Annotated in this window: 32 protein-coding genes; 12 read left to right on the top strand and 20 right to left on the bottom strand. The window is 70.7% G+C overall.

Features of this window, described 5'->3' with window-relative positions:
- Positions 1-29 precede the first annotated feature (29 nt).
- The 3 genes from SCAB_RS41880 to SCAB_RS41870 form a co-directional block, all read right to left on the bottom strand.
- Positions 30-1,523: a DEAD/DEAH box helicase gene (locus SCAB_RS41880; RefSeq protein WP_013006132.1), complete on the bottom strand. Its 1,494-nt coding sequence runs from the start codon at positions 1,521-1,523 to the stop codon at positions 30-32.
- Between the two features lie 261 nt (positions 1,524-1,784).
- Entirely contained in the window at positions 1,785-1,988 is a 204-nt protein-coding gene (locus SCAB_RS41875; protein WP_037728877.1) for a cold-shock protein, read from the bottom strand.
- 328 nt (positions 1,989-2,316) lie between these two features.
- Complete coding sequence (locus tag SCAB_RS41870) at positions 2,317-2,796, bottom strand: Lrp/AsnC family transcriptional regulator (RefSeq protein ID WP_197696216.1); 480 nt, start codon at positions 2,794-2,796, stop codon at positions 2,317-2,319.
- Between the two features lie 101 nt (positions 2,797-2,897).
- Here SCAB_RS41870 and SCAB_RS41865 point away from each other — a divergent pair, with 101 nt between their 5' ends.
- Positions 2,898-4,289: a pyridoxal phosphate-dependent decarboxylase family protein gene (locus SCAB_RS41865; RefSeq protein ID WP_013006129.1), complete on the top strand. Its 1,392-nt coding sequence runs from the start codon at positions 2,898-2,900 to the stop codon at positions 4,287-4,289.
- Here SCAB_RS41865 and SCAB_RS41860 read toward each other — a convergent pair.
- From SCAB_RS41860 to SCAB_RS41835, 6 genes are all read right to left on the bottom strand, one after another.
- Positions 4,286-5,179, bottom strand: coding sequence for an SMP-30/gluconolactonase/LRE family protein (locus SCAB_RS41860; RefSeq protein ID WP_013006128.1), 894 nt, complete (start codon positions 5,177-5,179; stop codon positions 4,286-4,288). The two genes, SCAB_RS41865 and SCAB_RS41860, sit on opposite strands and share 4 nt — an antisense overlap.
- A 14-nt stretch (positions 5,180-5,193) precedes the next feature.
- Positions 5,194-6,168, bottom strand: a complete 975-nt coding sequence (locus tag SCAB_RS41855; RefSeq protein WP_013006127.1) for a sugar kinase — start codon at positions 6,166-6,168, stop codon at positions 5,194-5,196.
- Positions 6,165-6,785, bottom strand: coding sequence for a bifunctional 4-hydroxy-2-oxoglutarate aldolase/2-dehydro-3-deoxy-phosphogluconate aldolase (locus SCAB_RS41850; RefSeq protein ID WP_013006126.1), 621 nt, complete (start codon positions 6,783-6,785; stop codon positions 6,165-6,167). Before SCAB_RS41850 ends, SCAB_RS41855 begins: the two co-directional genes overlap by 4 nt.
- A 46-nt stretch (positions 6,786-6,831) precedes the next feature.
- Entirely contained in the window at positions 6,832-7,977 is a 1,146-nt protein-coding gene (dgoD, locus tag SCAB_RS41845) for a galactonate dehydratase (RefSeq protein ID WP_013006125.1), read from the bottom strand.
- The gene (locus SCAB_RS41840) at positions 7,974-8,723 is read right to left on the bottom strand and encodes a FadR/GntR family transcriptional regulator (RefSeq protein ID WP_013006124.1); all 750 of its coding nucleotides are present in this window, start codon (positions 8,721-8,723) and stop codon (positions 7,974-7,976) included. Before SCAB_RS41840 ends, dgoD begins: the two co-directional genes overlap by 4 nt.
- Positions 8,724-8,808: 85 nt before the next feature.
- Positions 8,809-9,570: an SDR family NAD(P)-dependent oxidoreductase gene (locus tag SCAB_RS41835; RefSeq protein ID WP_061335687.1), complete on the bottom strand. Its 762-nt coding sequence runs from the start codon at positions 9,568-9,570 to the stop codon at positions 8,809-8,811.
- Between the two features lie 147 nt (positions 9,571-9,717).
- Between SCAB_RS41835 and SCAB_RS41830 the strand changes: the two genes are divergently transcribed.
- The 3 genes from SCAB_RS41830 (at position 9,718) to SCAB_RS41820 (ending at position 12,963) form a co-directional block, all read left to right on the top strand.
- Positions 9,718-11,067 carry an ABC transporter substrate-binding protein gene (locus tag SCAB_RS41830; protein ID WP_041670198.1) on the top strand — a complete coding sequence of 450 codons (1,350 nt, stop codon included), beginning with the start codon at positions 9,718-9,720 and terminating at the stop codon, positions 11,065-11,067.
- Between the two features lie 64 nt (positions 11,068-11,131).
- On the top strand, positions 11,132-12,037 hold the full coding sequence (locus tag SCAB_RS41825; RefSeq protein WP_013006121.1) for a carbohydrate ABC transporter permease: 906 nt from the start codon (positions 11,132-11,134) through the stop codon (positions 12,035-12,037).
- Positions 12,034-12,963, top strand: a complete 930-nt coding sequence (locus SCAB_RS41820; RefSeq protein ID WP_013006120.1) for a carbohydrate ABC transporter permease — start codon at positions 12,034-12,036, stop codon at positions 12,961-12,963. The genes SCAB_RS41825 and SCAB_RS41820 overlap by 4 nt, the downstream gene beginning before the upstream one ends.
- A 98-nt stretch (positions 12,964-13,061) precedes the next feature.
- On the opposite strand, the gene SCAB_RS41815 is transcribed toward SCAB_RS41820, so the two are convergent.
- Complete coding sequence (locus SCAB_RS41815; RefSeq protein WP_013006119.1) at positions 13,062-15,110, bottom strand: glycoside hydrolase family 2 protein; 2,049 nt, start codon at positions 15,108-15,110, stop codon at positions 13,062-13,064.
- Positions 15,111-15,186: 76 nt separating this feature from the next.
- On the opposite strand from SCAB_RS41815, the gene SCAB_RS41810 reads away from it, so the two are divergent.
- The 4 genes from SCAB_RS41810 to SCAB_RS45750 all read left to right on the top strand — a co-directional run bounded on the left by SCAB_RS41810 (position 15,187) and on the right by SCAB_RS45750 (position 17,580).
- A complete protein-coding gene (locus SCAB_RS41810) occupies positions 15,187-16,449 on the top strand; it encodes a cellulase-like family protein (protein ID WP_013006118.1) in 1,263 nt (420 codons plus the stop codon).
- A gap of 94 nt (positions 16,450-16,543) precedes the next feature.
- The gene (locus SCAB_RS41805; RefSeq protein ID WP_037728872.1) at positions 16,544-17,035 is read left to right on the top strand and encodes a DUF2975 domain-containing protein; all 492 of its coding nucleotides are present in this window, start codon (positions 16,544-16,546) and stop codon (positions 17,033-17,035) included.
- A complete protein-coding gene (locus SCAB_RS41800) occupies positions 17,035-17,256 on the top strand; it encodes a helix-turn-helix domain-containing protein (RefSeq protein ID WP_013006116.1) in 222 nt (73 codons plus the stop codon). The genes SCAB_RS41805 and SCAB_RS41800 overlap by 1 nt, the downstream gene beginning before the upstream one ends.
- A 150-nt stretch (positions 17,257-17,406) precedes the next feature.
- The gene (locus SCAB_RS45750) at positions 17,407-17,580 is read left to right on the top strand and encodes a CsbD family protein (protein ID WP_013006115.1); all 174 of its coding nucleotides are present in this window, start codon (positions 17,407-17,409) and stop codon (positions 17,578-17,580) included.
- 58 nt (positions 17,581-17,638) lie between these two features.
- On the opposite strand, the gene SCAB_RS41795 is transcribed toward SCAB_RS45750, so the two are convergent.
- Entirely contained in the window at positions 17,639-18,016 is a 378-nt protein-coding gene (locus SCAB_RS41795) for a hypothetical protein (RefSeq protein ID WP_013006114.1), read from the bottom strand.
- A complete protein-coding gene (locus SCAB_RS41790; RefSeq protein ID WP_013006113.1) occupies positions 18,016-18,255 on the bottom strand; it encodes a hypothetical protein in 240 nt (79 codons plus the stop codon). The genes SCAB_RS41795 and SCAB_RS41790 overlap by 1 nt, the downstream gene beginning before the upstream one ends.
- Positions 18,256-18,479: 224 nt before the next feature.
- Between SCAB_RS41790 and SCAB_RS41785 the strand changes: the two genes are divergently transcribed.
- The 3 genes from SCAB_RS41785 to SCAB_RS41775 all read left to right on the top strand — a co-directional run bounded on the left by SCAB_RS41785 (position 18,480) and on the right by SCAB_RS41775 (position 19,852).
- Positions 18,480-18,926, top strand: coding sequence for a hypothetical protein (locus SCAB_RS41785; RefSeq protein WP_041670196.1), 447 nt, complete (start codon positions 18,480-18,482; stop codon positions 18,924-18,926).
- A 34-nt stretch (positions 18,927-18,960) separates the two neighbouring features.
- Positions 18,961-19,524: a hypothetical protein gene (locus tag SCAB_RS41780; RefSeq protein WP_013006111.1), complete on the top strand. Its 564-nt coding sequence runs from the start codon at positions 18,961-18,963 to the stop codon at positions 19,522-19,524.
- 100 nt (positions 19,525-19,624) lie between these two features.
- Positions 19,625-19,852: a hypothetical protein gene (locus SCAB_RS41775; protein WP_013006110.1), complete on the top strand. Its 228-nt coding sequence runs from the start codon at positions 19,625-19,627 to the stop codon at positions 19,850-19,852.
- A gap of 60 nt (positions 19,853-19,912) precedes the next feature.
- Here the strand turns inward: SCAB_RS41775 and SCAB_RS41770 are convergent, their stop codons facing one another.
- Both SCAB_RS41770 and SCAB_RS41765 read right to left on the bottom strand, forming a co-directional pair.
- Positions 19,913-20,608 carry a 2-phosphosulfolactate phosphatase gene (locus SCAB_RS41770; RefSeq protein WP_013006109.1) on the bottom strand — a complete coding sequence of 232 codons (696 nt, stop codon included), beginning with the start codon at positions 20,606-20,608 and terminating at the stop codon, positions 19,913-19,915.
- A 125-nt stretch (positions 20,609-20,733) separates the two neighbouring features.
- A complete protein-coding gene (locus tag SCAB_RS41765; RefSeq protein WP_037729286.1) occupies positions 20,734-21,174 on the bottom strand; it encodes a MarR family winged helix-turn-helix transcriptional regulator in 441 nt (146 codons plus the stop codon).
- Between the two features lie 103 nt (positions 21,175-21,277).
- On the opposite strand from SCAB_RS41765, the gene SCAB_RS41760 reads away from it, so the two are divergent.
- Positions 21,278-21,931, top strand: a complete 654-nt coding sequence (locus SCAB_RS41760; protein ID WP_013006107.1) for a maleylpyruvate isomerase family mycothiol-dependent enzyme — start codon at positions 21,278-21,280, stop codon at positions 21,929-21,931.
- An 88-nt stretch (positions 21,932-22,019) separates the two neighbouring features.
- On the opposite strand, the gene SCAB_RS41755 is transcribed toward SCAB_RS41760, so the two are convergent.
- The 6 genes from SCAB_RS41755 to SCAB_RS41730 all read right to left on the bottom strand — a co-directional run bounded on the left by SCAB_RS41755 (position 22,020) and on the right by SCAB_RS41730 (position 26,063).
- Positions 22,020-22,319, bottom strand: coding sequence for a hypothetical protein (locus SCAB_RS41755; RefSeq protein WP_013006106.1), 300 nt, complete (start codon positions 22,317-22,319; stop codon positions 22,020-22,022).
- 164 nt (positions 22,320-22,483) lie between these two features.
- Positions 22,484-22,654 (bottom strand): hypothetical protein, encoded by a 171-nt coding sequence (locus tag SCAB_RS47915; RefSeq protein ID WP_013006105.1) that lies wholly within the window; start codon positions 22,652-22,654, stop codon positions 22,484-22,486.
- Between the two features lie 137 nt (positions 22,655-22,791).
- Positions 22,792-23,619 carry an aminoglycoside phosphotransferase family protein gene (locus SCAB_RS41750; RefSeq protein WP_013006104.1) on the bottom strand — a complete coding sequence of 276 codons (828 nt, stop codon included), beginning with the start codon at positions 23,617-23,619 and terminating at the stop codon, positions 22,792-22,794.
- Positions 23,620-23,685: 66 nt separating this feature from the next.
- Positions 23,686-24,560 (bottom strand): IS5 family transposase gene (locus tag SCAB_RS45745; RefSeq protein ID WP_231884914.1). Its coding sequence is split into 2 segments (ribosomal slippage): positions 23,686-24,168 and positions 24,171-24,560, totalling 873 coding nucleotides; the frame shifts between segments, so codons are not numbered across the junction.
- 209 nt (positions 24,561-24,769) lie between these two features.
- Positions 24,770-24,997, bottom strand: a complete 228-nt coding sequence (locus SCAB_RS41735) for a hypothetical protein (protein WP_013006103.1) — start codon at positions 24,995-24,997, stop codon at positions 24,770-24,772.
- Between the two features lie 46 nt (positions 24,998-25,043).
- On the bottom strand, positions 25,044-26,063 hold the full coding sequence (locus tag SCAB_RS41730) for a trypsin-like serine peptidase (RefSeq protein ID WP_037728861.1): 1,020 nt from the start codon (positions 26,061-26,063) through the stop codon (positions 25,044-25,046).
- Between the last annotated feature and the right edge of the window lie 183 nt (positions 26,064-26,246).

The following is a 26,246-nucleotide window of genomic DNA, read 5'->3' as shown; positions in this document are numbered from 1 at the left end:
GATGGGTCGGCCTCCTGATCACGGAGGTCCTAGGCTGCCGCGTCGCGAACGGCCCGGCGGGCCGGCGAGCGCCGGGTCGCCGAAGCGGGGCGGCGTCGGCCCCGGGAGGAAGGAGCGCGCTTGGGACGTTCGACCACCGGTGCGGTGATGACGACCGGGACGCCGGACGGGGCTTGGGCGCCGGTGATCCGGCTCAGGCTTTCGTCGCCCGAGCGGATCTGGGTGCTCTGCGGCCGGATTCCGGCGGCCGCCATGAGACGGTCCATGCTGCGGCGCTGATTGGGTGTGACGAGGGTGACGACGCTGCCGGACTCTCCGGCGCGAGCGGTACGGCCACCGCGGTGCAGGTAGTCCTTGTGGTCCGTCGGCGGGTCGACGTTGACGACGAGGTCGAGGTTGTCGACGTGGATGCCGCGCGCGGCGACGTTGGTCGCCACCAGCACCGTGACATGCCCGGTCTTGAACTGCGCGAGCGTACGCGTGCGCTGCGGCTGCGACTTGCCGCCGTGCAGCGCGGCGGCCCGTACCCCGCTGTTGAGCAGGTCCTGGGCCAGTCGGTCGACGGCGTGCTTGGTGTCCAGGAACATGATCACGCGGCCGTCGCGGGCGGCGATCTCGATCGTGGCGGCATGCTTGTCGGCGCCGTGGACGTGCAGGAGGTGGTGCTCCATCGTCGTGACCGCGCCGGCCGAGGGGTCGACCGAGTGCACGACGGGGTCGCTCAGATAGCGGCGCACCAGCAGGTCGACGTTACGGTCCAGAGTGGCGGAGAACAGCATCCGCTGCCCCTCGGGGCGCACCTGGTCGAGCAGCGCGGTGACCTGCGGCATGAAGCCCATGTCGGCCATCTGGTCGGCCTCGTCCAGCACCGTGATGCCCACCTGGTTGAGCCGGCACTCACCGCGCTCGATGAGGTCCTTGAGCCGGCCCGGGGTCGCGACGACGACCTCGGCCCCGGCGCGCAGCATGCCGGCCTGCCTGCCGATGGACATCCCGCCCACCACCGTGGCCAGTCGCAGGCCGACCGAGCGGGCGTACGGCGTCAGCGCGTCGGTCACCTGCTGCGCCAGCTCACGTGTCGGTACGAGGACCAGCCCCAGCGGATGCCGGGGCTCGGCGCGCTGTCCAGCGGTGCGGGCGAGCAGCGCGAGGCCGAAGGCGAGGGTCTTCCCGGATCCGGTGCGCCCACGGCCGAGGACGTCACGGCCGGCCAGGGAGTTGGGCAGCGTCGCGCCCTGGATCGGGAACGGCACGGTCACCCCCTGCCTGTGGAGTTCGGCCAGGAGCTGCCTGGGCATGTCGAGATCGTCGAAGGCCTCGACGGCGGGCAGTGCGGGAGTGATCGTCCTGGGCAGCGCGAACTCGCCCTGCACTGTGGCGGGCCTGCGGCCGGAGCCGCCGGAGCGGACCGGTCCGGCCGAACGGCGCGGCGCCTGCGAGCCGAAGCGGCTTCCGCCCTTTCCGGCGTAGGCACGGCTGTTCCGGGTGCGAGCGGAGCGGTCGTTCGTACGGGTTCGGTTCATGGGGAACCTTCCTCGATGTGTGGCACATATCAAGGAATTCCCGCAGCGATGAACGGCGTGAAGAATCACAAGTATGAACCGGTGGCAAATAAAAGCAGACCTGGCGGGCAGAGCTTTCGGGGGACGCAACACCAGAGGGTGTCGCGACGGGACCCCGATTCCGCCAATTCGTCCCGTGGGGGAATCCGCCAGAGAAAACGCGCGTAGCTGGGGCCCGCACCCCGAAGGATGCGGGCCCCAGCTACGTGTGGCGCGTCAGCGTCAGACCAGAACGATGTTCTCGGCCGTCGGGCCCTTCTGGCCCTGCGCGATGTCGAAGTTGACCTTCTGACCCTCGAGCAGCTCACGGAAGCCCTGGGCAGAAATGTTCGAGTAGTGGGCGAACACGTCCGCGCCGCCACCGTCCTGCTCGATGAAGCCGAAGCCCTTTTCTGCGTTGAACCACTTGACGGTACCAGAAGCCATGTCATATCTCCTTGTGGGGCAGTGCATCAGATCCGCGGTGCGCGGACCGAGCGTGGCCGCAATGATTGCCCGCCGGAACATGACCGGAAATAAAGAAGCGCTCCAGCCGGCGGGAGCCGGGTTGGGGCCGCTTGAAGTTCGGGAACCACAACTGCAACTGAGAAGGACAGTAGCATGCCGAAACCGCGTACCCGGCTCACCTAATTCGGTCCCGTCTCCGACGGTAAAAACCCTTACCGCATCGACCGTCAAACTCTCATGTCGCGGGAACAGATATGCGTCCACTCGGTGAGCAATGTTTCTGAGAGAGCGGTGTCACCGGGGGAGGTCAGTGGCCGGCGTGTCGCCGTAGCAGGGAACGGACGCTGTACGGCTGTACCTCCAGCAGGACGATGGTGGTGTTGGAGCGGACGACGCCGGGCGCTTCGAGCACCAGGTTCGTGATGCGGTGCAGATCCTCGGTGTCGCGGGCCACCACCCGGGCGAGCAGGTCGCCGTCACCGGTGGTGACGAGCAGCTCGACCACCTCGGGGATGCGCAGGATCGCCTCCCTGGTGGGCGCGCCCACGCGCTGGCTGATCGACATCGTGATCAGCGCCAGCAGCGGATAGCCGAGAGCCGCGGGGTCCACGCGGCGGCTGGGCTCCTTGAGCACGCCGCTCTCCTCCAGCCGCTTCAGCCGGGCGTGCACGGTGTTGCGGGCCAGACCCAGCCGGTCGGCCAGGGCCAGCGTGGTGGCGCGTGGATCCGCGTCGAGCGCCAGGAGGATCCGGGCGTCCAGGGCATCGAGGGTGTCGGCATGTCGCATGATGCCCATGGTCACACATCACTTTCGAGCCACATTGAGCATTGTGCTCAATCTTCATGTCGCATATTGCGCATTCCGGGGGCCGTTTCTAGGTTCTCGCCATGCAAAAAGCTCAGAGTGAAAGCATCCCGCCGCGCGTGGTGGCCCTGGACGGCAACCGGTTGTGGGGCGATGAGGACGAGGTCGTGGCGACCGCCATGGGGTACGCCTGGCGGCGCATCATGCAGGCTCCCGACCAGGTGGCGAGCGCCCGCCCCGCCCGGGACCTGGCCGACGCGGCGGGCCCGGCCATCACCCCGCGGGGCATGGGCGGCTCCGCGGTGCTCAGACTGTTCGACCGGGTCCTGTCGCCCGCCACCCGCGCCCAGAACGGGCCGACGAACCTCGCGTACATCCCGGCGGCGCCCACGCGTGCCGCGCTCGCCTTCGAGGCGGTCACCGGAGCGGCGAACATCTTCGCGGGGACCTGGGAGTCCGGAGCGGGCGCGATCCACGCCGAGAACGAGGCACTGCACTGGCTCACCCGGCTCCTCGGTTGGCCGGACACCGCGGCCGGATGCTTCGTCAGCGGCGGCACCCTGGGCAATCTTTCCGCCCTCATCACGGCCCGCGCCGCCGCCGGCGCCGCACGGGGCCGGCCGGCCGACGGATGGAGGATCGTGTGCGCGGAGAGCGCCCACTCCTCCGTCGCCTCAGCCGCCCGCGCGATGGACGTGGACCTCGTCACCGCGCCCGTGGACGCACAGGGCCGTCTCACCGGATCCGCCGTGAACGCGGTCCTGGAGTCCACCACCGGCGTCTTCGCCGTGGTGGCGACCGCCGGGACCACCAACGCCGGCCTGATCGACGACCTCGACGGCATCGCGGACGCCTGCGAACGCCACCAGGTGTGGCTGCACGTGGACGGCGCCTACGGCGGGGCCGGCCTGGCGGCGCCCAGCGTGCGGCATCTCTACACCGGCATCGAGCGGGCCGACAGCTTCATCGTCGATCCACACAAGTGGCTGTTCGCGCCCTACGACTGCTGCGCGCTGCTCTACCGGGACCCGGCCGCGGCCCGCGCCGCGCACCGCCAGTCGGCGAGCTATCTGGACGCCATCGACCGCGATGTCCACAACCCGGCGGACCTGGCCCTGCACCTGAGCCGCCGTGCCCGTGGGCTGCCGTTCTGGTTCAGCCTGGCCGTCCACGGAACCGACCGCTACACACACGCCGTGGAACGGACGCTCACCACCAGCCGCCTGGTCGCCGACGCGATACGTGCCGCCGACCACCTGCGGCTGATCATCGAGCCCGAGCTGTCCGTCCTCCTCTTCGACCGGCCGGGCTGGAGTCCGGGCGACTACGCGGCCTGGTCCGCCCGGGCCGCCGAGACGGGCACCATCCTGTGCGTGCCGACGCTGTGGAACGGCGCCACGGTGCTGCGCCTGGCCTTCGTCAACCCGGACACCGACGCGGAGGACGTCATCCGCACGCTCAGCACCCTCCGCTAGCCGGCCCGCCAGGAGCAGGCCGCTGTTCCCCCGACCGCCACGGGGAGGACGAGCACCGCGCCGGAGGCCGCGGTCGGGTTCGTCACGCCGTACCGGGCCGTGGTGACGAAGAGGCGGCCGCCGTCCGGGTGCAGGCACACGGATGTGGGGTGCGGGGCGGGGAGGGTCAGGGTGTGCAGCAGGCGGCCGTCGGGGTGGTAGCGGCGGACCGTCCCGGCGCCCCACAGCGCGACCCAGAGGCACCCCTCCTCGTCGACGGTCATCCCGTCGGGGCTGCCCTCGCCCTTGCGCAGGTGCGCGAAGGTCTCCGGAGCGCCGCGCAGGTCGCCCGAGACGGGGTCGACCCGGCAGCGCAGGACGGTGCCGACGGCCGTGTCGGCTAGGTACATGACGGTGCCGTCGGCGGTGAACGCCGGACCGTTGGCGATGGTCAGACCGTCGAGGACGCGTACGACGGTGCCGTCGGCGTCCGTGCGGTACAGCGACCCCGCCCCGGGGGTGGCGTCGTAGGCCATGCTGCCCGCCCAGAAGCGCCCCGCGGGATCGGCGACGCCGTCGTTCATCCTGCTGGGGGCGGGGGTACGGTCCTCGGGGCGGTCCAGCCATTCCAGGGCGCCGTCGGGCGTGAGCAGCGCGATGCCGGTGCCCGCGGCGGCGATCCAGGTGCCCGGGCGGCCGTGGACCGGCGCGACGGCGCCCAGAGGCACGTCAAGATGGGCGAGTTGGGCGGGGGCGGTGTCGGTGCGGCCCTCGCGGTCGTCGCGCAGTTCGAAGAGCCGGCCGCTGAGGATGTCGACGTACACGTACCGTCCGTCGAACCAGCGTCCTCCTTCGGCGAGTTCGTACGCTCCGTCCACGACGAGGGTCGCCGGCGCTTCCGTCGAGGTCATGTGTCGTCTCCTGGTCAGCGGACGGTGGTGCCGTCGGGCCGGTCGAGCAGGCCGAGTTCGTCCCGGGTGGGGAGGCCCTCCCAGTCGCCGCGGGTGGCGACGGCGAAGGCCGCGGTGGTGACGGCCCGGTGCAGCCGGGCCGTGATGTCCGCGCCGTCGAGCAGGCCGGAGAGGTAGCCGGCCACGAAGGCGTCGCCCGCGCCGACCAGGTCGACGGCGTCGACCTGTCGAGCCGGCCGGTCGGCCGACCCCTCGGCGGTGAAGCCGGTCGCGCCGCGGGCGCCGCGCTTGACGACCACCTCGGACACGCCGGCGGCCAGGATGTCGCGCACGGCCTCGGACTCGTCCGCGTCGGACCGCTCCAGCATCAGGGGCAGTTCGTCCTCGGAGGCGATGAGCAGGTCGGTGCGGGCCAGCAACGGCCGGAGCACGGTGCGGGCACGGTCGGCGGTCCACAGCCGGGAGCGGTGGTTGACGTCGAGGCACACGGTGATGCCGGCGTCGCGGGCGGCGCCGGCGGCGGCCAGGACCGTCTCGGCCGCCGAGGGGCCGAGCGCCGGGGTGATGCCGGTCAGGTGCAGGATGCGGGAACCCGGAGTCAGCGCGGGCAGGACCTCGGCCGGGGTGAGGGCCGACCCTGCGGAACCGGCACGGTAGTAGTCGACCCGGGTGAGCGTGCCGAGGCGGGGTTCGGTGATCAGCAGTCCCGTCGGGCGGCCGGTGTCGTCGGTGCTCGCGTGGCCGGTGTCGACGCCCTCGGCGCGCAGGGTGCGCAGGACGAGCGCGCCCAGCTCGTCGGCGCCGACCCGGCCGGCCCAGCTCACCCGGTGTCCGAGCCGGGCGAGGCCGATGGCGACGTTGGACTCGGCTCCCGCGACGGACAGTCCGAGGGTGCCGCCGAGGCGCAGGGGGCCGTGGGCGCGGAACGCCGCCATGGTCTCGCCGAAGGTCACGACCTCGGGCGGGTTCCGCTCTGTCGGTGTCGTCACGGTGCCTCTCCCCCGGTCACCTCGCGGAACTGGGCCGCGCGGGCGCGGAGCCGCTCCAGGTCGCCGCCGTCGGCCGCGTCCCCGACCAGGGGTGAGCCGACACCGACGGCGAGGGCGCCGCGGTCCAGGTAGTCGCGGGCGGCCTGTGCGTCGACTCCGCCGACGGGCACGAACGGCACCTCGGGGAAGGGATCGCGCAGGGCCCGCAGATAGGCGGGGCCGCCCAGCGTGCCGGGGAAGAGTTTGATCGCGGCGGCGCCCCGGGCGAGGGCGCCTTCGATCTCGGTCGGTGTGAGGGCACCCATCAGCACGGGCACGCCGTAGGGCGCCAGCCCGTCGACGAGGGCGGGGGTGACGAGGTAGGACGCGCCGGCGTCCACGGCGCGGGCCGCGTCCGCCGCCGAGCGTACGGTTCCGGCGCCGAGGAGTGCTTCGGGCCCCAGGTCCGCGCGGGCCTGCCTGATGACGCCCAGGGCGTCGGCGGTGGTCAGGGAGACCTCGATCGCCGCGATCCCCTCCTCGGCGAGGGTGCGGACGGTACGCAGGGCCGCGGCGGGATCCTTGCCCCGTACGATCGCCAGCAGGCGGTGGGTTCGCAGGGATTCCACCAGATTCATGGGAGCGGGCTCTCCTTGGGTTCGGGGTGTGGGGGCCTGATGGTGCTCACCATTCGGTGAACGCCCCGTCGGCGCCCCGCCAGACGGGGTTGCGCCAGCGGTGTCCGGTCTCGGCGGCCCGGCGGACCGCCTTCTCGTCGATGTCGACGCCGAGGCCGGGGCGGGTGGAGGCGACGGCGTACCCGTCCCGGAAGCGGAAGGGTTCGGGGTCCATCACGTACTCCAGCAGGTCGCACTGCTGGTTGTAGTGGATGCCCATGCTCTGTTCCTGGATGAGGAAGTTCGGCACGGAGAAGGCGATCTGCAGGCTCGCGGCGAGGGCGATGGGGCCGAGCGGGCAGTGCGGGGCCATGGCGACGTCGTAGGTCTCGGCCATGGCGGCGATGCGGCGGACCTCGGAGATGCCGCCGGCGTGCGACAGGTCGGGCTGGGCGACGGCGATGCCGCTGGCGAGGACCTCGCGGAAGTCCCAGCGGGAGTAGAGGCGTTCGCCGGTGGCGAGCGGGATGTTCGTGGACTCCACCAGGCTGCGCAGGTGGTGCGAGTGTTCCGGTGCTACGGGTTCCTCGACGAACAGCGGGTGCAGGGGTTCGAGCAGGGGCAGCAGTCTGCGGGACATGGCGGTGGAGGCCCGGCCGTGGAAGTCGACGGCGATGTCCCGCTCGTCGCCGAGGACGTCACGGACGGCCGCGACGCGTGCGACGACCTCGGCGGTGCGTGCCGGGGTGTCGATGGGAGCGAGTTCGGCCGAGGCGTTCATCTTGACGGCGGTGAAGCCCGCCTTCATCTGTTCCTCGGCCAGTTCGGCCACGTCCTCCGGCCGGTCCCCGCCGATCCAGGCGTACATGCGGACGCGGTCGCGGACGGGTCCGCCGAGGAGGCGGTGCACGGGGACGCCGTAGGTCTTGCCGGCGATGTCCCACAGGGCCTGGTCGATGCCGGCGACGGCGCTGGAGAGGATGGGGCCGCCGCGGTAGAAGCCGCCCTTGGTGAGCACCTGCCAGTGGTCCTCGATGCGCAGCGGGTCCCGGCCGACGAGGTGGTCGGCCAGTTCGTGGACGGCCGCGCGCACGGTCTCGGCGCGGCCCTCGATCACGGGCTCGCCCCAGCCGGTCACGCCCTCGTCGGTGGTGACGCGCAGGAACAGCCAGCGCGGGGCGACCAGGAAGGTCTCAAGTCCGGTTATCTTCAAGGAGTTTCCTCGGGAAGCGGGTCGGTCGCGACCGCGCCGTCGCGGTGTTCCTCGGCCTGGACGGCGGCCAGGTCGTGGGACGCCTGCGCGAGCAGGGACTCGACGGCGGCCACCGCCGCGTCCGGGTCACCCGCCTCGACGGCCGTCAGCAGGTCCTGGTGCACGGGGATGGAGTCGGAGAAGTGCAGGGCGCCGTGCACGATGCGGTCGCGGACGCGCAGGCCGGCCTCGATGACGACCTCCATCCGGCTCAGCAGTTCGTTGTGCGCGGCCTCCAGCAGGGCGCGGTGGAAGGCCAGGTCCGCCTCGACCATCGCCTCCGCGTCCGTGCCGGCCGCCGCCATCGCGTCGAGCGCCCGGCGCAGTGCGTCGAGGTCGGCGGGGGTCCGGCGGGTCGCGGCGAGGCGTGCTCCGGCGGGCTCGACGATGGCGCGGACCTCGGCGAGGTCCTCCAGGAAGCCGTCGGTGGGGGCGCTGCTGCCCTGCCAGCGCAGCAGGTCGCTGTCGAGCAGGTTCCAGTCGGCGCGGGGACGGATGGTCGTCCCGCGTTTCTGCTTCGATTCGAGCAGGCCCTTGGACGCCAGTACGCGCAGTGCCTCGCGCACCACGGTCTTGCTGACGCCGAGTTCGGTCTCGAACTTGACCGGGTCCACCACGGAGCCCGGAGGGTAGTCGCCGCGGATGATGCGTCGGCCCAGTTCCTCCACCGCCTGGCCGTGCAGCCCCCTGCCGGGATGGGTCACCACGTTCTCCGTTTCCGTACCGGTCCTGTGCGGGGCGGCCTGGCACCCACCGTCGGGGAGGTGATACCCACCGTCGGGGACGTGCCGCTCACGAGGACTCCTTCATGACGCTCCATCCTCCATCAACCACGAGGCTGGCTCCGGTCACGTAGGAGGCGTCCGGGGATGCCAGGAAGGCGACGGCGGCGGCCACCTCTTCCGGCTGCCCGAACCGCCTCGCGGCCGTGGCCGCCACGCTGCGTGCCCGGTCCGCCTCCGGGATCCCGTCCCACGCGGCGGTGAGGATGGGGCCGGGCAGAACGGTGTTGACCCGGATGTCCGGTCCGTACTCGACGGCCAGCTGCCGCCCCAGTGAGCACAGCGCGCCCTTCGCGGCGGCGTAGGCGGCATGGCCCGGCAGGCCCATGACCGCGTGGACCGAGGAGGTGAGGACCACGCACCCCTCGGCCTCGCGCAGCCGGGACGCGAAGGTCTTCATCCCGCGCCAGGCAGGCTTCAGCAGGACGGCCATCTGGCCGTCCCACTCGGCCTCGCTCAACTCGTGTGCCGCCTTGTTGAGTTGAGCGAAGGCGTTGCTGTGCAGGACGTCCAGCCGGCCGTGGTGCTCGTCGATGTGCCGGGCCAGGTTCTCCCAGTCGGCGGCCGAGGTCACGTCGCAGCGGACGTACTCCGCCCGTCCGCCACCCTCCTCGATACCGGCGGCCAGGGCCTTGCCCGCGGCGTCGTCCACGTCCGTGAGCACGACGGTCGCGCCCTCGTCGGCGAGTCTTCGGGCGGTGGCCGCCCCGATCCCGTGCGCGGCGCCGGTGATCACCGCCACGCGTCCCGCCATCCTGCGGCACTGCGTCATCGTGTCCGTCTCCTGTCTCGCTGCTGCACCCACCATAGCTGTTTCAATTAATTATGAATATATCTTGACGGCGTGGTGATGTCGCTCCAACACTGACCGGCAGGCAACAGGCGCCTCCCGCACGAAGCCAGGAAGGACCTCACCCCGATGAGCCGCACCACACACCTCCGCAGAAAGAGCCGGGCCGCACTCGCAGTGACCCTCGCCGCCACCGCCCTGCTGATCTCCGCCTGCGGGGGTTCCAGCGGTTCGAAGGACCCCGCCCTGCAGGAACCCGCCAAGCCCGGCGAGAAGGTCGACCTGCGCTTCTGGTCGTGGGTTCCCGGCGTGGACAAGGCCGTCGACAAGTGGAACGCCACCCACCCCGACATCCACGTCAAGCTGGAGAAGATCCCGGCGGGGAGCAGCGGCGGCTACGCGAAGATGCGCGCCGCGCTCAAGAGCGGCAACGCACCCGACCTGGCCCAGGTGGAGTACCAGGAGATCCCGTCGTTCCTGCTGGACAAGGGCCTGGTGAACCTGTCCCCGTACGGCGCGGACAAGGCCCGGTCGAAGTTCGTGGACTGGCAGTGGCAGCAGGGAGTCTTCGGCTCGGCCGTCTACGCGATCCCCCAGGCGTCCGGTCCGATGGGCCTGTTCTACCGTGCCGACCTGTTCAAGAAGTGGGGCATCGAACCGCCGGCCACCTGGGACGAGTTCGCCCAGGCCGCGCAGAAGGTCCACGACGCCGACCCGAAGGCGTACATCAGCACCTTTCCCCCCGGCAACTCCGCCTGGTTCACCGCGCTCGCCTGGCAGGCCGGCGCGAAGTGGTTCGGCGTGAACGGTGACACCTGGTCGGTGAACATCGACTCCCCGCAGACCCTCAAGGTCGCCGCCTTCTGGGACGACCTGCGCACCAAGAAAGTGATCAAGACCGAACCCGACTTCGCCAACGGCTGGTACAAGGACCTGCAGTCCGGCGGCATCACCTCATGGGTCAGTGCCCAGTGGGGCGACGCCATCATCAGCGGAAACGCTCCCAAGACCAGCGGCAAGTGGGCGGTCGCACCCATGCCGCAGTGGACGAAGGGCGCGAACGTCTCCGCGAACTGGGGAGGTTCCTCCACCGCCGTCCTCAAGGGCGCCCAGCACATCCCCGAGGCCCTGAAGTTCGCCGAGTGGCTCAACACCGACCCCGCGAGCGTCGACCTGCTGCTCCAGGGCGGATACGGCTGGCCCGCCTCGGCCGACGGGTACAAGGGCTCCTCGCTCGACAAGCCGTCGCCGTTCTTCGGGGGCCAGAAGTACAACGAGGTCTTCGCGCAGGCGGACAAGAGCATCGACAACTCGTGGAAGTGGATCCCCACGATCGACGCCACCTACCAGCACCTCAACGACGGCTTCCAGGCCGCCCTGGCCGGCAAGGGCTCCTTCGTCTCCGCGGTCAAGCAGGCACAGCAGCAGACCGTCGAGGACCTCAAGCAGAAGGGACTGAAGGTCTCCACCGGCAAGTGACCGTCTCCGGAGGGCACGACACGGCCGCCGTCGTCGTGCCCTCCGGACTCCAGAAAGAACCCAGATGACCACCCGAGCGACCCGCCGCCGCAGAAACCTGGCGCCCTTCGCCTTCGTCGCGCCGTTCCTCTTGCTCTTCCTCCTGGCCTTCGCCCTCCCCATCGGCTACGCCGTCCACCAGAGCGTCATGGACGTCGAGTACACCGGAGCCCTGGGCCTCGGCGGCAGCCACAGCGTCTTCGTGGGGCTGACCAACTACTCCGACGCGCTGTCCGACCACGCCTTCCTGCGCAGCATCGGCCGCGTCCTGCTGTTCGCGGCCGTCCAGGTGCCGGTGATGGTCGCGCTGTCCGCCGGACTCGCGCTGCTGCTGGACAGCGCCTCGGCCCGGGGCGTGCGGTTCTTCCGCGCCGCCTACTTCCTGCCCTACGGCGTTCCCGGCGTCATCGCGTCCATCCTGTGGGGCTTCCTGTACGTACCGGGAGTCAGCCCGCTCGTGGACGGCATGCGCCATCTGGGGATCTCGGTCGACCTGCTCGGCGGAGACACGGTGCTGTGGTCCATCGCGAACATCGTCACCTGGGAGTTCGCCGGCTACAACGTCCTCGTTCTCGTCGCCCAGTTGCGCACGATCCCCGCGGAGCTGTACGAGGCCGCCCGCATCGACGGCGCCGGTGCCTGGGCGACGGTCCGGCACGTCAAACTGCCGCTGCTGCGCCCGGCACTGATCCTCACCACGGTCTTCACCATCATCGGCACGCTGCAGCTGTTCGCGGAACCACTGGTGCTCAAGCCCGTCTCGTCGAGCATCGACAGCGCCTACACCCCCAACCTCAGCGCCTACAACGAGGCGTTCACCAACGACAACTACCATCTCGCCGCCGCCGAGGCGGTGCTGCTCGCCCTCGCCGCGTTCGTGCTCTCCTTCGGATTCCTGCGGCTGATCAACAAGAGAGGAGGGGACGCGTGAGCCTCCGGACACCGGCCCGCACGGTCCCGCCGACGGACGAGACGCCGGCCTCCGACGACGGCCCCACACCGCGCGGCGGCATCACCGGGGTCACCACGCGCAGCCGCATCCTGGTCACCGGCCTGCTCGTGGCGGCCGCCGGATACTTCCTGCTCCCGGTGTACTGGCTGGTCGTGGCGTCCACCAAGTCCACCGGCGATCTGTTCGGCACCTTCGGGCTGTGGTTCGCCCGTCCGCAGTTCCTGAGCAACCTGCACCAGGTGGTCACCTACGACGACGCGATCTACCTGCGCTGGGCCGCCAACAGCGTGCTGTACGCGGGCGTCGGCGCGGGTGTGGCGACACTGCTGGCCGCGATGTGCGGGTACGCGCTGGCCAAGTTCTCCTTCACCGGCCGCGACACGCTCTTCAACATCGTGCTGGGCGGCGTCCTGATCCCCGCCACGGCACTGGCCCTGCCCATGTACCTGCTGTTCAGCAAGGCGGGCCTGGCCAACACCTACTGGGCCGTGCTGCTGCCGAGCTTCGTCAGTCCCTTCGGCGTGTACCTGTGCCGGATCTACGCCGCGGCCTCCATACCGGACGAGCTGCTGGAGGCCGCCCGCATCGACGGCGCGGGAGAAGCGCGCATCTTCAGGGTCGTGGGACTGCGCATCATGACCCCCGCCCTGGTGACGATCTTCCTCTTCCAGTTCGTCGGCATCTGGAACAACTACTTCCTGCCGCTGGTCATGCTGTCCGACTCCAAGCTGTATCCCATCACCCTCGGTCTGACGTCGTGGCAGTCCTTCGCCGACCGCCAGCCGCAGCTCTATCAGCTGACGGTGGGAGGCGCCTTCGTCTCCGTCGTCCCGCTGATGATCGCCATGGTCGCCCTGCAGCGCTTCTGGCGCAGCGGCCTGACCGAGGGCAGCGTCAAGGGCTGACCCCACCGGAACGTACGCGTGCGTGAGGGTGGGGAGGGCACGACAAGGGGAGGGGCGGATCGCCCCTCCCCTGCTCGTACGGCCGTCGGCCTCGAAGGTCACCGCCCCTTCGGAACAGCAGCCTTCCGGAACGCCTCGTGGACCAGTTTGGGGCGCTCCTCGCCGAAGGTGAGCAGGCCCATGACCGAGATGCCGTTGTAGTCCTGGTTGTATCCGGCACGCTGCTTGTAGTCCTTGAGCACCCAGTAGGTGAACCCGGCGACGAACTCGCTGCGCGCGGTCACCTGCTCCCAGTGGGCGGTGAAGCTCGCCGCCTGCCACTCCTCCGTGCCCTGCGTGGTGGCGGGGCCGTGGGTGCCGGCCACGGACCAGGTGCCGTTCTCGGTGATCAGGATCGGCTTGTCGGGATACTTCGCGTGCACCGCGTCCAGGGTGGGTCCGAGGTCGGCGTCCTTGCCGTAGAAGTAGCCGAAGTACTCGTTGAAGCCGATGACGTCGGCGAGGTCGAACGCGGGGTCGTTGCTGGTGTTGGAGGCCCAGGTCACCGGGCGGGCGGTGAGGTCGACGGACTTGACGGCCGCCTTCAGGTCGGCGAGCCAGGCCCGGTAGACCGGGGCGCCGCCGGTGTCGATCTCCGACTCGTTCTGCAGTCCCCACAGGATCACCGAGGGGTGGTTGTGCTGGTTCCACGCCATGGTCAGGGCCAGGGCGCGGGCGAGGCCGTAGCGCTCGGTCTGGAGCTTCTCCTGGGCGGTGTTGAGCCACATGGTGTCGATGTCGTCCATGACCAGCACGCCGTGTTCGTCCGCCCAGTCGTAGACGTACGGGTGGCGGTTGTAGACGCAGTTGCGGAGGAAGTTGGCGCCCACCGCCTTGGCGTGGCCCAGTTCCCGGTCGTACTCGGCCGGCGTCATCGCCCTGCCGTGCGCGGCCGTCTCCTCGTGCCAGTTGAGGCCCTTGAGGAACAGCGGCCTGCCGTTCAGTCGCACCTGGGCGTCGGCGACCGTGAGTTCGCGGACGCCGTACCGGGTGGACAGCGTGTCCACCCGCGGGCCCGCGTGCCTACCGGCGGTCAGGGTGGCGCGGGCGGTGAGCGTGCGGGGCGCGGCCGGGCTCCAGCGGGGTGCGCCGGGTATACGGACGGCGACCCGTACGACGCCCGCCGACCGGGCGGGGATCCGGGCCGCGACGACGGTGAGCCGGCCGCCGCTGCCGCGGCCGGGGTCGAGGGTGAGCCGGCCGTCGAAGTCGGCGGCGCCGTGGTTCTCGACGACCGCGTGGGCCTCCAGGCGTCCGTTCTCGGTGGACACGAGCAGTTTGGCGAGGGTGACCTTCGGGACCGCCTCGATCCAGACCGACCGGGTGAGTCCCGCGTAGGGCCAGTAGTCGACGGGCTTGTAGGGCAGTTCGTGGTCGTCGGTGACGGGCTGCGGCGTCGCGGAGGTGTAGTCGGTGTAGCTCGCGCGGCGGAAGACCCGTACGGCGATCGTCTGGCGGGTCCCCGGCCGCAGGGCACCGGCGACCGGGAGCGCGAAGGGCGAGTTGGCGCCCTCGTGCTTGCCGAGGTGTCTGCCGTCGAGCCAGACCTCGGCGCTGTAACCGGCGGCCAGGAAGGCGATGCGGACGTGCCGGGCCCGCCAGGACGCGGGCACGTCGACGGTGGTGCGGTACCAGGCGTAGCCGTCCTTGAACGCCGTGCCCTTGCCGAAGGGGGCGGACTCCGAGCCGAAGCCGGGGGTGTCCAGCAGGTCCCAGGCCGACGGGACGTCGATACGGGCCCAGCCCCGGTCGTCGTGGCGCGGGGACTGCCAGCCCCGGTCCAGTCCCTCGTCGGCGGGGTCGAAGCGGAACCGCCATCGCTTGTCGAGGGACAGGTACTCGCGCGTGGGCTCGTGGGTGCGCCGGCCGTCGAAGGCGGGGAGCACCGTGCCGTACTGGAAGACGACGTGGGTGCCGCCGATGTCGCGCACATGGGTGCCGGAGGGTTCCGTGGCCGGGTGGGAGTCGAGCACCGGGCCGTTGGCGGGGGCGGAGGCGGAGCCGTCCGCGGCGTGTGCCGTCTCCGGCCAGGCCGGCAGGGCGACGGCGGCGGCCACGCCGAGCGCCGTGACGACGGTGCGCCGGGACGGGTGGATGGGTTCGGTCATGGCACATGAGCCTGGGCAGTCCCGACACCCCTGTCAAGCATTATTCATAATTAATGAATTGAGCTACCGTGCCCCCATGACGACACAGCAGCAAGCGATGACCATCACCCTGTGGGACTTCAGCTGGTACACCCAGGCTGGACCCGGTGAGCCGTTCGCCGACCTCGACCGCGCCTTCGCCGAGGCGGGGGACCGGGGCTTCAACACCGTGCGTGTCTGCGCGATGCCCTTCCTGCTGTTCTCCGGGCGCGTGAAGGATCCGGAGTCGATCCAGGTCCGCGGCCTGGGCGAGGAGTTCGGCCAGCGCACCCGCTGGTACGACGTGCGCGGCGGCTACCCTCTGGACGGCCGCCGGCGGCTCGTCGAGCTGTTCGAGGCGGCCGCCCGCCACGACTGCAAGGTGATCGTGTCGTCCTGGGAGTACCAGCAGTCCCCCAGCTTCGCCGACACCGACGCCTGGTACCGCGCCCTGGCCGAGGTGCCCGGCCCGGACCGCGCGGAGGCCGTGGCCGAGTCGCTCGCCGGGCTCCTCGACTTCCTCACCGAGCGCGGACTGGCCGAACAGGTCGCCTACGTCGAGGTGCACAACGAGGTCGACAACTGCTCCCTGGTCCCGCGCGACGGTGTCACCCACTACGCCTACCTGCACGGCCCCCTCGACCGCGCCGTGAAGCTGCTGCGGGCCCGCCACCCCGGCGTCACGGTCACCTACTCGCTGGGCGAGCCCTGGCCGAGCGAGATCGACGACCTGCCGGAGGGGGCGCAGGTCGCCCACTTCCACTTCTACGTCTACGGCGTGCTCGGTGCCCTCTACGAGGCGGTCGGACTCGGCCACGGAACCGAGGCCGCCCCCGAGACGGCCGCCTGGCCGACCCCCGAGCTGGCGGCCATGCTGCGCCCCGACGCACCCGCCTTCGCCGACTACCAGCCGGACGAGCCCTGGCGTCTGGCGGCCACCGGCATCCCGCGCGAACTGTTCTACGCGCACGACTGGGTCGACCCCGACCGCTGGGACCTATGGCTCTACGAGAACTACGCCGCCCACCGGCAGACCATGCGGGAGACGCTGGCCTCGTGGGTCGACTCCGTCGCCGCGTTCGCCGCCCGCCGGGGCATCCCGGCCGTCCTCGGCGAGGGCGCCGTGGGGTACACGCCGCTGCTGACCCGCTTCGAGGAGGACGCGGTCGGCAAGGACATCGCCGAGTTCGTCGTCGACCGCTGTCTCGCCGCGGGCTTCCGGGGCGTGGTCCTGACGTCCAACGCCGCCCCGCACCACCCCATGTGGCACACCGACCGGGACTGGATGCGACGGGTCAACGCCCGCGTCACCACCCCCTGACGGCGTGGCATCCACCTGGGCCCCTTCTCCCACCCTTGCCTAACTCTATCGAGATTCGATAGATTCCCATCGCAACTCGATGGAAGGACAGGTCATGGGAAAGCTGACCGTGGGTGCGTTGCGCGCCGTGCTCGTGGTGGTGCTCGTCGGCACCGTGTTCGTTCAGGTGTCGATGGTGTGGACGCTGGTCAGCGGCAACGACCCGGAGGACGGCTCGCTCCCGCTGACCCCGCTGCGCGTGATCACGGCCCTGGGCATGGTGGCGGCCCAGGTCGTCCTGGTCTGTGTCTGGCGGCTGGTGACGATGGTGCGCCGCGGGACCGTGTTCTCCCACGCCGCCTTCCGGTACGTGGACTACGTGATCGGAGCAATCGTGGCCGCCTCGCTCCTGTGGTTCGCGGTCACCGCCCTGAACGCGCCGGGGCAGCGGGACGACCCGGGCGTCACCGTGATCATGGCCGGTGTCGGCGTGGCCATCCTCGGGGTCGCGCTCCTCGTGCTCGTCCTGCGGATGCTGCTCGCCCAGGCCGTCGCGCGCGATGTCGCGGCGACGCGGATGCGGGCCGAGCTGGACGAGGTGATCTGATGCCCATCACCGTCGACATCGACGTGATGCTGGCCAGGCGGAAGATGTCCGTGGGAGAGCTGGCCGATCGCGTGGGAATCACCCCGGCCAACCTGGCGGTGCTCAAGAACGGCCGCGCCAAGGCGGTCCGCTTCGCGACGCTCGCCGCGCTGTGCGAGGTGCTCGACTGCCAGCCGGGCGACCTGCTGCGCTGGGAGGCCGAGGACACCACGGGCGGGTGAGGCGGGCCGTACGGGCTCCGTCGGGGAGCCCGGCACGGATCTGCGGGCACCGCTGAGGCACAGCGCGCCCGCCGTGGGCGTTTGGCTGCCGCACTGAGGGCTACTTGCCGTAGTGACACCGAGGTCAGACCTGTCAGGGAGTGATGAACGGTGGCACGAGAGCAGAAGGCCAAGGCGAAGAAGGAAACGATCAAGGGCAGGGCCAAGGAGGCTACGGGCCGCGTGCTGGGCAACGAGCAGATGGAGGCCGAGGGCCGCGGCAGCCAGGCGAAGGGCGACGCCCGTCAGGCCAAGGAGAAGACGAAGGACGTCTTCCGGCACTGACGATCCACACCCTCGACGAACCCCCGACGAACGGCGGGGGTCCGTCGGCTGCTCCGCCTCAGCCGGCCGCCGGCCAGGTCCGCAGCAGGGCGGCGATCCTCCCGGCCGTGCAGGCGGGGTCGAGGAGCAGATCCTTGAGGGCGACGGCGTCCTCGCGCGCGGGCTTGACGGATATCCCCGCCGCTTCGAGGTACATGACGCCGGTGGCCGCGGCGACCGCCATGTTGGACCGCTCCAGCCAGCGGCACCGGCCGAGAGTGTGGACCAGGGCGGCGGCCTTGGCGTAGCGGCCGTCGTAGACGGGCTGCTCGAACAGTTCGGCAGAGTGGCGGGCGACCGCCGAGAGGGGGACGCCGTAGTCGTCGGGCGCCGGATCGTTCGCCCCGGCGACCTCGGCGACCTGCAGGATCCAGGGGACGTCGATGTGCAGATCCATCAGGCGGCGCGCGCTCCCCCAGGGGTCCGCACCGCTTCTTCGGCCTCGTCGAAGACGGACTGGTGCTCGGCCAGGAAGCGGGCCGCGGCCTCCACCCCACGGGCGCGCAGGCCGCTGGCGTCCTCCTGCACCAGCCGGGCCAGATAGTCCCCGATGCTCAGCCCCAGGTCGGCGGCGCGCCGCTTCGCGAGGTCCGCCACATCCTCGTCCACGCGGGCGCCCAGCTGTTTCTTCGCCATGAAGGCATGGTAACAGCCGTTACCATGCCTCGGACAGGTTCGGGCGGCGCGGGCGTCCAATTTCGGCAGCGCGCCCCTTCGACACCGGCCCCCGACAGCAACTCGCGCGCACGCAAGGTCCCTTGGGGGCACCCGTCCCTGCGGAACCGTTTCACCCCCGGGCTCGTGTCCACCTGCACAAAGGTGGTTCCACACCGTTGGAGCACCGGTGAAGGGGGAGGGCCATGGGGCAGATACGCGAGGGAGCCCGGTGGGGGGCGTGGGCCGTGGGCGGGGTCGTCGGCCTGGCGGTGCTGTACATGATCGGCGCGTTCGCCTTCGGCGGCGCGGCCTGGATCACCGCCCCGTTCCGGGGAGCGGCGGAGGAGCGCGAGAACACCGTCGGCTCGGGCGAGTTCCGGCAGAGCACGTACGAGGAGTTCTTCCAGCTCTGCGAGGCCGCACAGAACGCCGAGGGGACGATCAAGGCGCTCAAGGAGGAGCGCGAGTCCGCCTCGAAGACGCGCACGGCACAGATCGACCAGTCGATCACCGCGCTGAAGGCCACTCGGATCGAGTCGGTCAACGACTACAACTCCAAGGCCGCCCAGGAGCATCGCGCGCCCTTCCGCGACCAGGATCTGCCCTACCGGCTGGATGCCGACGCCGAGCGCACGACGTGCACCAACTGATCCGCGTCCCGACCCCGGAAGAGGGCAGCACCGTATGAAGAAGTTCGCACGCCTGGCCCAGGCCGCCGTCGTGACGCTCGTCGTGGGCCTCGCCCTGACGTCCTGCACGGAGTCCAGCCAGGACAAGGAGAACGACGCCAAGCAGCAGAACTACGACCACCTCGTCGCCCAGCAGCCGGCCGGCCGCATGGAGTACTCGCCGACCCGCGAGGCGATCAACCAGTGGATCAAGACCTGGGGGAAGCGGGGCAAGCTCTCGTACGTCTACATCCAGAACGCCAAGGGCGATTACGGGTACTTCATCATGAAGGGCCTGCCGGTGCCGCGCTGCAAGATGCTCACGCCGACGGAGAAGGTGGAGTCCTCCTCCGAGGGCATCGCGGTACTCGCCCAGCCCGGCATGGACGGCACGTACACCTCGGGTTCCACCTGCAACGCCTACTACGGTTTCGACGCCACGACGGGCGCGTACATGGAGTTCACGGTCGGCACGAACCAGTCGTTCTTCCTGTTCGACAAGCCCATGACGATGCCGGAGTACGCCAGCGCCAAGCAGTTGGGCCCGACGTCGGTGAAGGATGTCGCGAAGGGGTCCTGAGCGGCCGGGAGACGGCACCGCCGCCCCCGCACGGCCATCCGGCCCTGCGGGGGCCCTTCGCCGTGCCATGCTGTGGCCGGTTCCGAATGGGGAGGATGCGATGACCGATACGCCGTTGACGTACAAGGAGGCGCTGGCCGGGGTGATTCAGGCGCTCGGGGGCGAGTGGGACACGCGGCGCGCCGCGCTGGCTCTGCGGGTCGCCGGCCATGAGCCGAAGGACCGGGAGGCGGCGGAGAAGGCGGCCCGCACGCATCTGCGCGCTCTGGCCGAGGACGGGGTCATCGTCCGACCCGATCCGGACGAGGCGGTGTACCGGCTGCCGTGACCGTGGCGGTGTGCCACACCGGGTCCGGTTCCCGTCCGGGAGCTCCCCAGTACCTCCGCTTCAGCGGGTGTCGCGGGCGGGCGGCACCTCGACGGGCCGGACCACCGTGAGGTGCCCCTCCCGGCCGGCCACCATCGCGAAGGAGAACCGGTCGACGTCCAGGCAGAGTTCGACGTCGTCCGGGTGCCAGCCACTGCGCAGACCGGCGGCGAGGTCGGCCGCGGCACGGGAGTTCCTCGCGCGGTGAAGGTAGGGGTGCGGTGCGACGTCGTCTCCGGCCGTCCGGCGCCCGATGTATTCGGCACAGGCCAGGTCCTCGTCGGCCCGGCCGTCCTCGCCGGTGACGACGAACGTCACCGGCCCCGCGTCCCTGTCCCGCAGCAACCGGGCGGTCGGGCCCGCCACGACGAAGCTCGCGCACAGCACCAGCGGTGCGTCGGCGACGGCCAGCGCGCCCACGGTCCCCGCCGTCGTCTTCTGCACCAGCGTGCGGCCGGCGAAGTCGCGGGTCCTGAGCAGGCCGGGCGAGTTCACCGCGTCGAAGCCCTCCGCCGGTGCCCCGTCCTTCAACGCCAGCCAGCCCGGGTGGCGTTGCTTCAGGTCGAGCGCCTCGCTCTCGGTCGAGGCCAGGACGATCTTCTCCACGCCGCGCGAGAAGGCCCAGGCGGCCACGGTGAAGGCCCGCATGACGTCGATGACGACCGCGACCCGCGGAACGCCGGCCACCTCCGGTATGCCGACGAAGTGATGATCCATCGCACGATTCTAGGGCCGCCGGACGGCCACACCCAGGGCTGCCGTCGGGGGTCGAACCGGCTTCGGGTCACGTCACTGATGACCGCCGGTGCGCGGCGGCCCAGGCGCGATCCGTACGACAGGCCCTAACGCCACGGGTCCGTGATCTCCCTCAGCAGGAGCAGGGCTTCCCGCAGCTGCCTCGACCGCCGCTTGCCGAGGTGTTCCTCCCACTCGTTCTCCACCTCGGCGACCACCGCGTCGGCGACCTCCTTGGCCGCCCACGCCTTGGCCGCGCCGCACACCAGCCGGGCACGCTTGTCGGTCGGATCGGCGACCCGGGTGACGTAGCCCGCCTTCTCCAGCTGGTCGACGAGGAAACCGGCCGTCTGTTTGGTGATCTGGGCCTGTTCCGCGAGTTCGGTGAGGCGGGTGCCGTGCGGGCCGATGCGCTGCATGACCCGGGCCTGGGCCGGCGTGAAGTCGTCGAACCCGGCCTCGGCGAGCGCGGCGAAGACCCGGTTCTCCAGGGCCCGGTACGGCAGGAACAGCAGGACGCCCGTGCTGGGTTCGTCGGCCGTCACCATCGCCGGACCCCCTCTCGCGGCATCGTCGACACCCACCCTCCCCTCCTTGACATTGGTCAGATACTCTGACTACTTTGGTCAGAGAATCTTACCACTTGAGTGGGTGATCACCGTGGGTGCAGCACTGGACCTCGACGAGCTCTGGCGCATCGTCGACGAGGAGCGCACGAACCTGGCCGATCTGCTGGCGGGCCTGAGCCCCGAGGAGTGGGAGACACGCACCGGGTGCGGGGACTGGCGGGTGCGGGACGTGGCCGCGCACCTGACCGTCGCGGCGCGCTTCTCGTACGGGCAGGTGCTGCGCGAGATGATCCGGGCCCGCGGGAACTGGAACCGTCTCATCCACGACTCGGCCGTCCGCGAGGCCGCGCTGCCCGTGACCGAGATCGTCGGGAACCTGCGCTCGACCGTCGGATCCCGTCGTCTGGCACCCACCACCACGCCCCGCGAGCCGCTGATCGACCTGCTCGTGCACGGCCAGGACATCTCGCTCGCGCTCGGCAGGACCCGCACGATGCCGCCGGCGGCCGCCCGTGACGCCGCCGACCGTGTGTGGACCATGCGCATGCCGCCCCGCCCCTGGCCCCTGCCGAAGGCCCGGCTCGTCGCCACCGACATCGCGTGGACGCGCGGCGACGGCGAGGAGGTCCGCGGTCCGATCACCGCCCATCTCCTGCTGCTCACCGGTCGCCCGGAGGCGGCCCGGGCATGGGCCGAGCGCGCCGGAGAGCCGTGGAAGGGGGTCACGGCTCCCTGATCGACCGTCGTCGGCTCACAGGGCGCGGAGTACGGCACGGCAGTGAGCGAATGTGCAACTCCCCCACCCCGCCGGGGACTACGGGGCCTCAGGCGGCTCCCCGCGCGGGAGCTATCCGCCGCGGAGCACCACGACGCGCGGGCGCGCCCGCGGCAGCGGTGACGGCGGTCCGGTGACGCCACAACCACAGCGATGTCACGGAGAACAGCCCGGTGAAGACCACGAGCAGGAGTGCCGCCACCCACAGGGGCCGGCTGCCGGGATGCTGCCACCCCTCCCAGACGGCCAGGGCCGCCCACACGGACGCGGCCGTCGCGTAGAACGCGCGGATCCGGCGCAGCTGTCGCACGGCCCGCGAGGGCAGGAGGTGATCATTTGTCGGTGGCATGCCGCCCGTGTACCCCCATCCCTCGCGGAATCACCGGCCCCGCAGACCTGAAATCCCGGCGCCCTCGGCCTCTCGCCGTGAACACCCGCATCACCTGGCGGGACAGGCGTCGGGGTGGGTGCGGGACGCCGTCACGTCCGCACCCACCCCGGGTTCACACTCCGTCAGCGTCTGCGGCCGGACCAGCCGCTTCCGATGCCCGCGACATGCAGGGCCAGGACCATCAGGCCGAGGAGCATGACGTTCGTGGAGGAGAAGACGTCGTTCGTCGAGATCTCGGCTGCGTTGATCAGGAAGGCGATGAAGAACAGTACTGCCGCGGCTATACCCAGCATGGAGCGGTTCCTTTCGTACGGGTGACGTCCGTGTGCCCCCGTATCGCCGTGACAGACCTCCGGTCGCCGGTGGCGCTTCGACGTCATCTGCCGTCCCGCTCGCCGGAGTCCGGGACGCCGGCCCCTGATCCGACGGCTCAGGCCGACGCGGTGAGGCGCAGCAGTGCGGCATGGGCGGGCGGGCCCCAGGTGGCCTTTCCCCCGGGACGGCCGTGGACGCCGGCATGTCCGATGTGGATGCCGCCGAGGGCGCGCAGCACCGCCCAGCCGCGGGCGCGGCGCAGGGTCGCGGCGTCCGGGATGGGCCGGTAGGTGCGGTGGAAGAGGTCGACCTCGCCGTCCGGCAGCAGGGTCCAGGCGGCGGCGAGGTCGCAGGCCGGGTCGCCGGCGCAGAGGTCGCCGAAGTCGATCACTCCGCAGAAGGTGCCTTCCCTGGTCAGGATGTTGGCCGCGTGCAGGTCGCCGTGGAGCCAGAGCCGCGGGCCCGTCCATGCGGGGGCGGCCGCCGCGTCCTCCCACACCGCACGGACGGCGTCCGGGTTCTGGATCAGCCCCAGCTCGGTGGCCGAGGCGAGTCCCCGGGTGAGGTGCTCGGCGGTGTCGGCCAGCGGGCCACCGCGGTCCCGGCCGGCGGGTGCTCCGGCGGGGGCGGGGCGGTGGAGGGCGGTGAGGAAGGCGGCCAGGGTGACCGCGGCGTCCGGGGTGCGCGTGGCGGGGGCGCGGTCGGCGGGCTCGCCCGGGACCCAGGTGGTGACGAGCCAGGGGCGCGGGAACCGCTCGGACGGCTCACCGAGGCGCTGCGGAACGGGTACGGGCAGAGGAAGGTGCGGAGCGAGGCCGGGCAGCCACGCGTGTTCCTTGTGGAGCAGCGCGTCCGCGGTCTCCGTCGCCCAGGGCAGCCGGACGGCGAGGTCGTCGCCGAGCCGCCACACCTGGTTGTCCCAGCCGAGCGCTCCCAACTTCACGGGGAGATGCGCCAGTTCGGGGCACTGCTCGCGCAGCAGTTCTAGGGTGCGTTTTGAAAGTGCTGGTCATAGCCACTCGTTGATGGCTGCGACCAGCACCGTCGCTTCGTAGCGGACGGCGAGCTTGTCGTATCTCGTGGCGACCGCACGGTGCCGTTTCAGGCGATTGATTCCGCACTCCACTGCGTGGCGCTGCTTGTAGTCGTCCTTGTCGAACTTGGGCGGGCGGCCGCCGTGGGAACCGCGTTTCTTGCGGTTGGCAATCTGGTCGCGCTTCTCCGGGATCGTGCAGCGGATGCCACGTTTGCGCAGGTAGTCGCGGTTCGCGCGGGAGCCGTACGCCTTGTCGGCACGCACCTTGTCCGGCCGGGTGCGCGGGCGGCCCTGCCCGAGCCGGGGCACCCGGATACGGCCCAGGACCACCTGGAACTGCGGCGAGTCACCACGCTGTCCAGCCGTGATGACCAGCGCCATCGGCTTCTGGGCCTGCTCGACCGCCAGGTGCAGCTTGGTGGTCAGCCCACCCCGGGATCGTCCGAGCCCGTGGTCATCGGGCTCGATGAACACGCCACCTGGCGGCTCGATCTGCAGATCCCCTTTTTGCGGGCACCGGCCGCATGCTGGTGGGCGCGGGCGATGGTGGAGTCCACCGAGACGTCCCAGGTGATCAGCCCCTCGGCGTCGGCCCGGGCCTGCAGCTGCTCGAAGATGCGGTGCCAGGTGCCGTCCCGCTGCCAGCGCCGGAACAGACCGTAGACCGTCTCCCACGGGCCATACCGCTCGGGCACGTCCCGCCACGGAGCACCGGCGCGGGTGCGCCAGCGTATGCCGTCTATCAACTGCCGCTTGGTGTGCACCGGTGGCCGTCCGGGCTTCTTGCCGGCCGGGAGCAAGGGCTCCAGCTTCGCCCATTGTGCATTCGTCAGATCATGCCGTCCCACGAAGTGGATCTTGACACATCAAGATCCACTTCTGAAACGCACCCTAGGATCAGGTCCTCGGTGATGTCCGACTCGGTGACTGTCATGAGGGGAAACGGTAACCGGGATCGCGGGGAGATGAGGTCGCCCTCGCCTCCCCCGCGATCCCGGTGCCGTGCTCCTTGCGGACCCGCGTGCGCTGGTGCCGTGCCCGGCGCGACCGCCCGTCCTCAGTCGCGCTTCGGCATGGGCGCGTCCTCTGCTTCGCGCATGCGCTCAGGCGTCCAGTAGTCCCTGAGCCGCTCCGGGTCCTGCCGTACGTCGTGGACCGTGCTTCCCGGTTCCGGCTGTGGCTCGGATTCCGTGGCGGCGGCCGCGGTGCGCCAGGCCGCCACCGCGACGACGGCGGCGACGAGGGCGGCGGCCACCGCCCAGCGGCTCAGGTTGCTGCGGCGCATGGAAGGGGCTCCTTGTCCGTTGTGCGGGGCCGGTGGTGCGGGTCCGTCAGGTGACGTTGCCCTGGGCGTCGAACATGGCCTTGACCGCGTCGTCGAAGTAGGCGGCCTCGTTCCAGCCGGTCGAAGTGACGGTGCTCATCACGCCGTTGACGGATCCGAGACCGTTGGAGTCGTTGAACTCCCGCATCCACGGTCCACCACTGGAGCCGCCGCCGAAGTTGCACTGGAGCTCGATGCCGTTGTCACTGGCCGCGCGTGTGGTACCCGTGCACGCCCACTGGACTTCACCGCTGCCGAAGTTACCGGGGTAGCCCAGGATGGTGATGGGCTGCTGACGCGAGAAGTTCCAGCTCATCCCGTGTCCGCCGGTGACGTTGACGACCTTGTTGTTGTTGAGCGGCCACGTCGTCACCATGGCGACGTCCCGCCTGAGGTCGCTGCTGTTGATCCAGGCGTTGAACGTACGCATCTGCTTGGCGGCGAAGGTGCCGAACGGGCGGGCCCCGGAGCGGTAGCGCGGCACATAGACCCAGTTTGTCATCCACGTGCCGCCACTGCCGCCGTGGACACAGTGCCCCGCGGTGACGACCATCTGTTTCGAACCGCTGTTGAGCGCACTCGCCGAACACGCGTACGTGCCGCCGTTGCTGGGGTTGGTGAAGAACACCTTGCCCACCGCGGCGGATTCGTTGATGCGTATGGACGAGCTCTTGGAGCGGGCGGGCGCGGACGGTACGGTTCCGGGTGCCCCGGTCGGCCCGACCGGCTTGGAGAGGCCCTTGCGCGAAGTGGTGGCCACCTTGTCGAGCGAGATGGCCTTCGCCATGCGTTCCGGCGTCCAGTAACGCGCCAGTGCCGCCGCGTCCTTCGCCGAGTCGACCGCGGCCCCGTTGGACAGGCGTGCGGTCCGGTCGACGCTGGTCGTGTCGTTCGCGGCGGCGGTGAGGGTGCCGGCCCCGGTTCGGGCTTCGACCGGGGCGGGGACCGCCTCTGCCGTGGTGGCACCGATCAGCGCCAGCACGGTGGCCGCGGCGAGCGGAAGTATCGAGAGTCTGAGACTGCGCACGAGTTTTCTCCTTCGGTTGTCGTCGGAGTGCGTGTTTCTGACGGAATGACCGATCAGTGTGCGGAGCACAGCGAACCTAGGCGGGGCGGGAACGCGTGAAACAGCCTCAGATCAGCCGCTCTGTTCCGCTGAGAGCGGGGGCCTTCTTTTCGGCCGGTCCGGTTTACCGCTTGCTTCTCTGAC

The sequence above is a fragment of the Streptomyces scabiei 87.22 genome (genome assembly GCF_000091305.1).
Taxonomy (GTDB): domain Bacteria; phylum Actinomycetota; class Actinomycetes; order Streptomycetales; family Streptomycetaceae; genus Streptomyces; species Streptomyces scabiei.
This window is presented reverse-complemented; position numbering and strand designations above follow the sequence as displayed.

Bases quoted from the DNA above. Each gene is read 5' to 3' on its own strand.
- SCAB_RS41880 (WP_013006132.1), bottom strand. From the start codon at position 1,523: ATGAACCGAACCCGTACGAACGACCGCTCCGCTCGCACCCGGAACAGC.
- SCAB_RS41875 (WP_037728877.1), bottom strand. From the start codon at position 1,988: ATGGCTTCTGGTACCGTCAAGTGGTTCAACGCAGAAAAGGGCTTCGGC.
- SCAB_RS41870 (WP_197696216.1), bottom strand. From the start codon at position 2,796: ATGCGACATGCCGACACCCTCGATGCCCTGGACGCCCGGATCCTCCTG.
- SCAB_RS41865 (WP_013006129.1), top strand. From the start codon at position 2,898: ATGCAAAAAGCTCAGAGTGAAAGCATCCCGCCGCGCGTGGTGGCCCTG.
- SCAB_RS41860 (WP_013006128.1), bottom strand. From the start codon at position 5,179: ATGACCTCGACGGAAGCGCCGGCGACCCTCGTCGTGGACGGAGCGTAC.
- SCAB_RS41850 (WP_013006126.1), bottom strand. From the start codon at position 6,785: ATGAATCTGGTGGAATCCCTGCGAACCCACCGCCTGCTGGCGATCGTA.
- SCAB_RS41835 (WP_061335687.1), bottom strand. From the start codon at position 9,570: ATGACGCAGTGCCGCAGGATGGCGGGACGCGTGGCGGTGATCACCGGC.
- SCAB_RS41830 (WP_041670198.1), top strand. From the start codon at position 9,718: ATGAGCCGCACCACACACCTCCGCAGAAAGAGCCGGGCCGCACTCGCA.
- SCAB_RS41825 (WP_013006121.1), top strand. From the start codon at position 11,132: ATGACCACCCGAGCGACCCGCCGCCGCAGAAACCTGGCGCCCTTCGCC.
- SCAB_RS41815 (WP_013006119.1), bottom strand. From the start codon at position 15,110: ATGACCGAACCCATCCACCCGTCCCGGCGCACCGTCGTCACGGCGCTC.
- SCAB_RS41810 (WP_013006118.1), top strand. From the start codon at position 15,187: ATGACGACACAGCAGCAAGCGATGACCATCACCCTGTGGGACTTCAGC.
- SCAB_RS41805 (WP_037728872.1), top strand. From the start codon at position 16,544: ATGGGAAAGCTGACCGTGGGTGCGTTGCGCGCCGTGCTCGTGGTGGTG.
- SCAB_RS41800 (WP_013006116.1), top strand. From the start codon at position 17,035: ATGCCCATCACCGTCGACATCGACGTGATGCTGGCCAGGCGGAAGATG.
- SCAB_RS41795 (WP_013006114.1), bottom strand. From the start codon at position 18,016: ATGGATCTGCACATCGACGTCCCCTGGATCCTGCAGGTCGCCGAGGTC.
- SCAB_RS41790 (WP_013006113.1), bottom strand. From the start codon at position 18,255: ATGGCGAAGAAACAGCTGGGCGCCCGCGTGGACGAGGATGTGGCGGAC.
- SCAB_RS41785 (WP_041670196.1), top strand. From the start codon at position 18,480: ATGGGGCAGATACGCGAGGGAGCCCGGTGGGGGGCGTGGGCCGTGGGC.
- SCAB_RS41780 (WP_013006111.1), top strand. From the start codon at position 18,961: ATGAAGAAGTTCGCACGCCTGGCCCAGGCCGCCGTCGTGACGCTCGTC.
- SCAB_RS41775 (WP_013006110.1), top strand. From the start codon at position 19,625: ATGACCGATACGCCGTTGACGTACAAGGAGGCGCTGGCCGGGGTGATT.
- SCAB_RS41770 (WP_013006109.1), bottom strand. From the start codon at position 20,608: ATGGATCATCACTTCGTCGGCATACCGGAGGTGGCCGGCGTTCCGCGG.
- SCAB_RS41765 (WP_037729286.1), bottom strand. From the start codon at position 21,174: ATGGTGACGGCCGACGAACCCAGCACGGGCGTCCTGCTGTTCCTGCCG.
- SCAB_RS41755 (WP_013006106.1), bottom strand. From the start codon at position 22,319: ATGCCACCGACAAATGATCACCTCCTGCCCTCGCGGGCCGTGCGACAG.
- SCAB_RS47915 (WP_013006105.1), bottom strand. From the start codon at position 22,654: ATGCTGGGTATAGCCGCGGCAGTACTGTTCTTCATCGCCTTCCTGATC.
- SCAB_RS41735 (WP_013006103.1), bottom strand. From the start codon at position 24,997: ATGCGCCGCAGCAACCTGAGCCGCTGGGCGGTGGCCGCCGCCCTCGTC.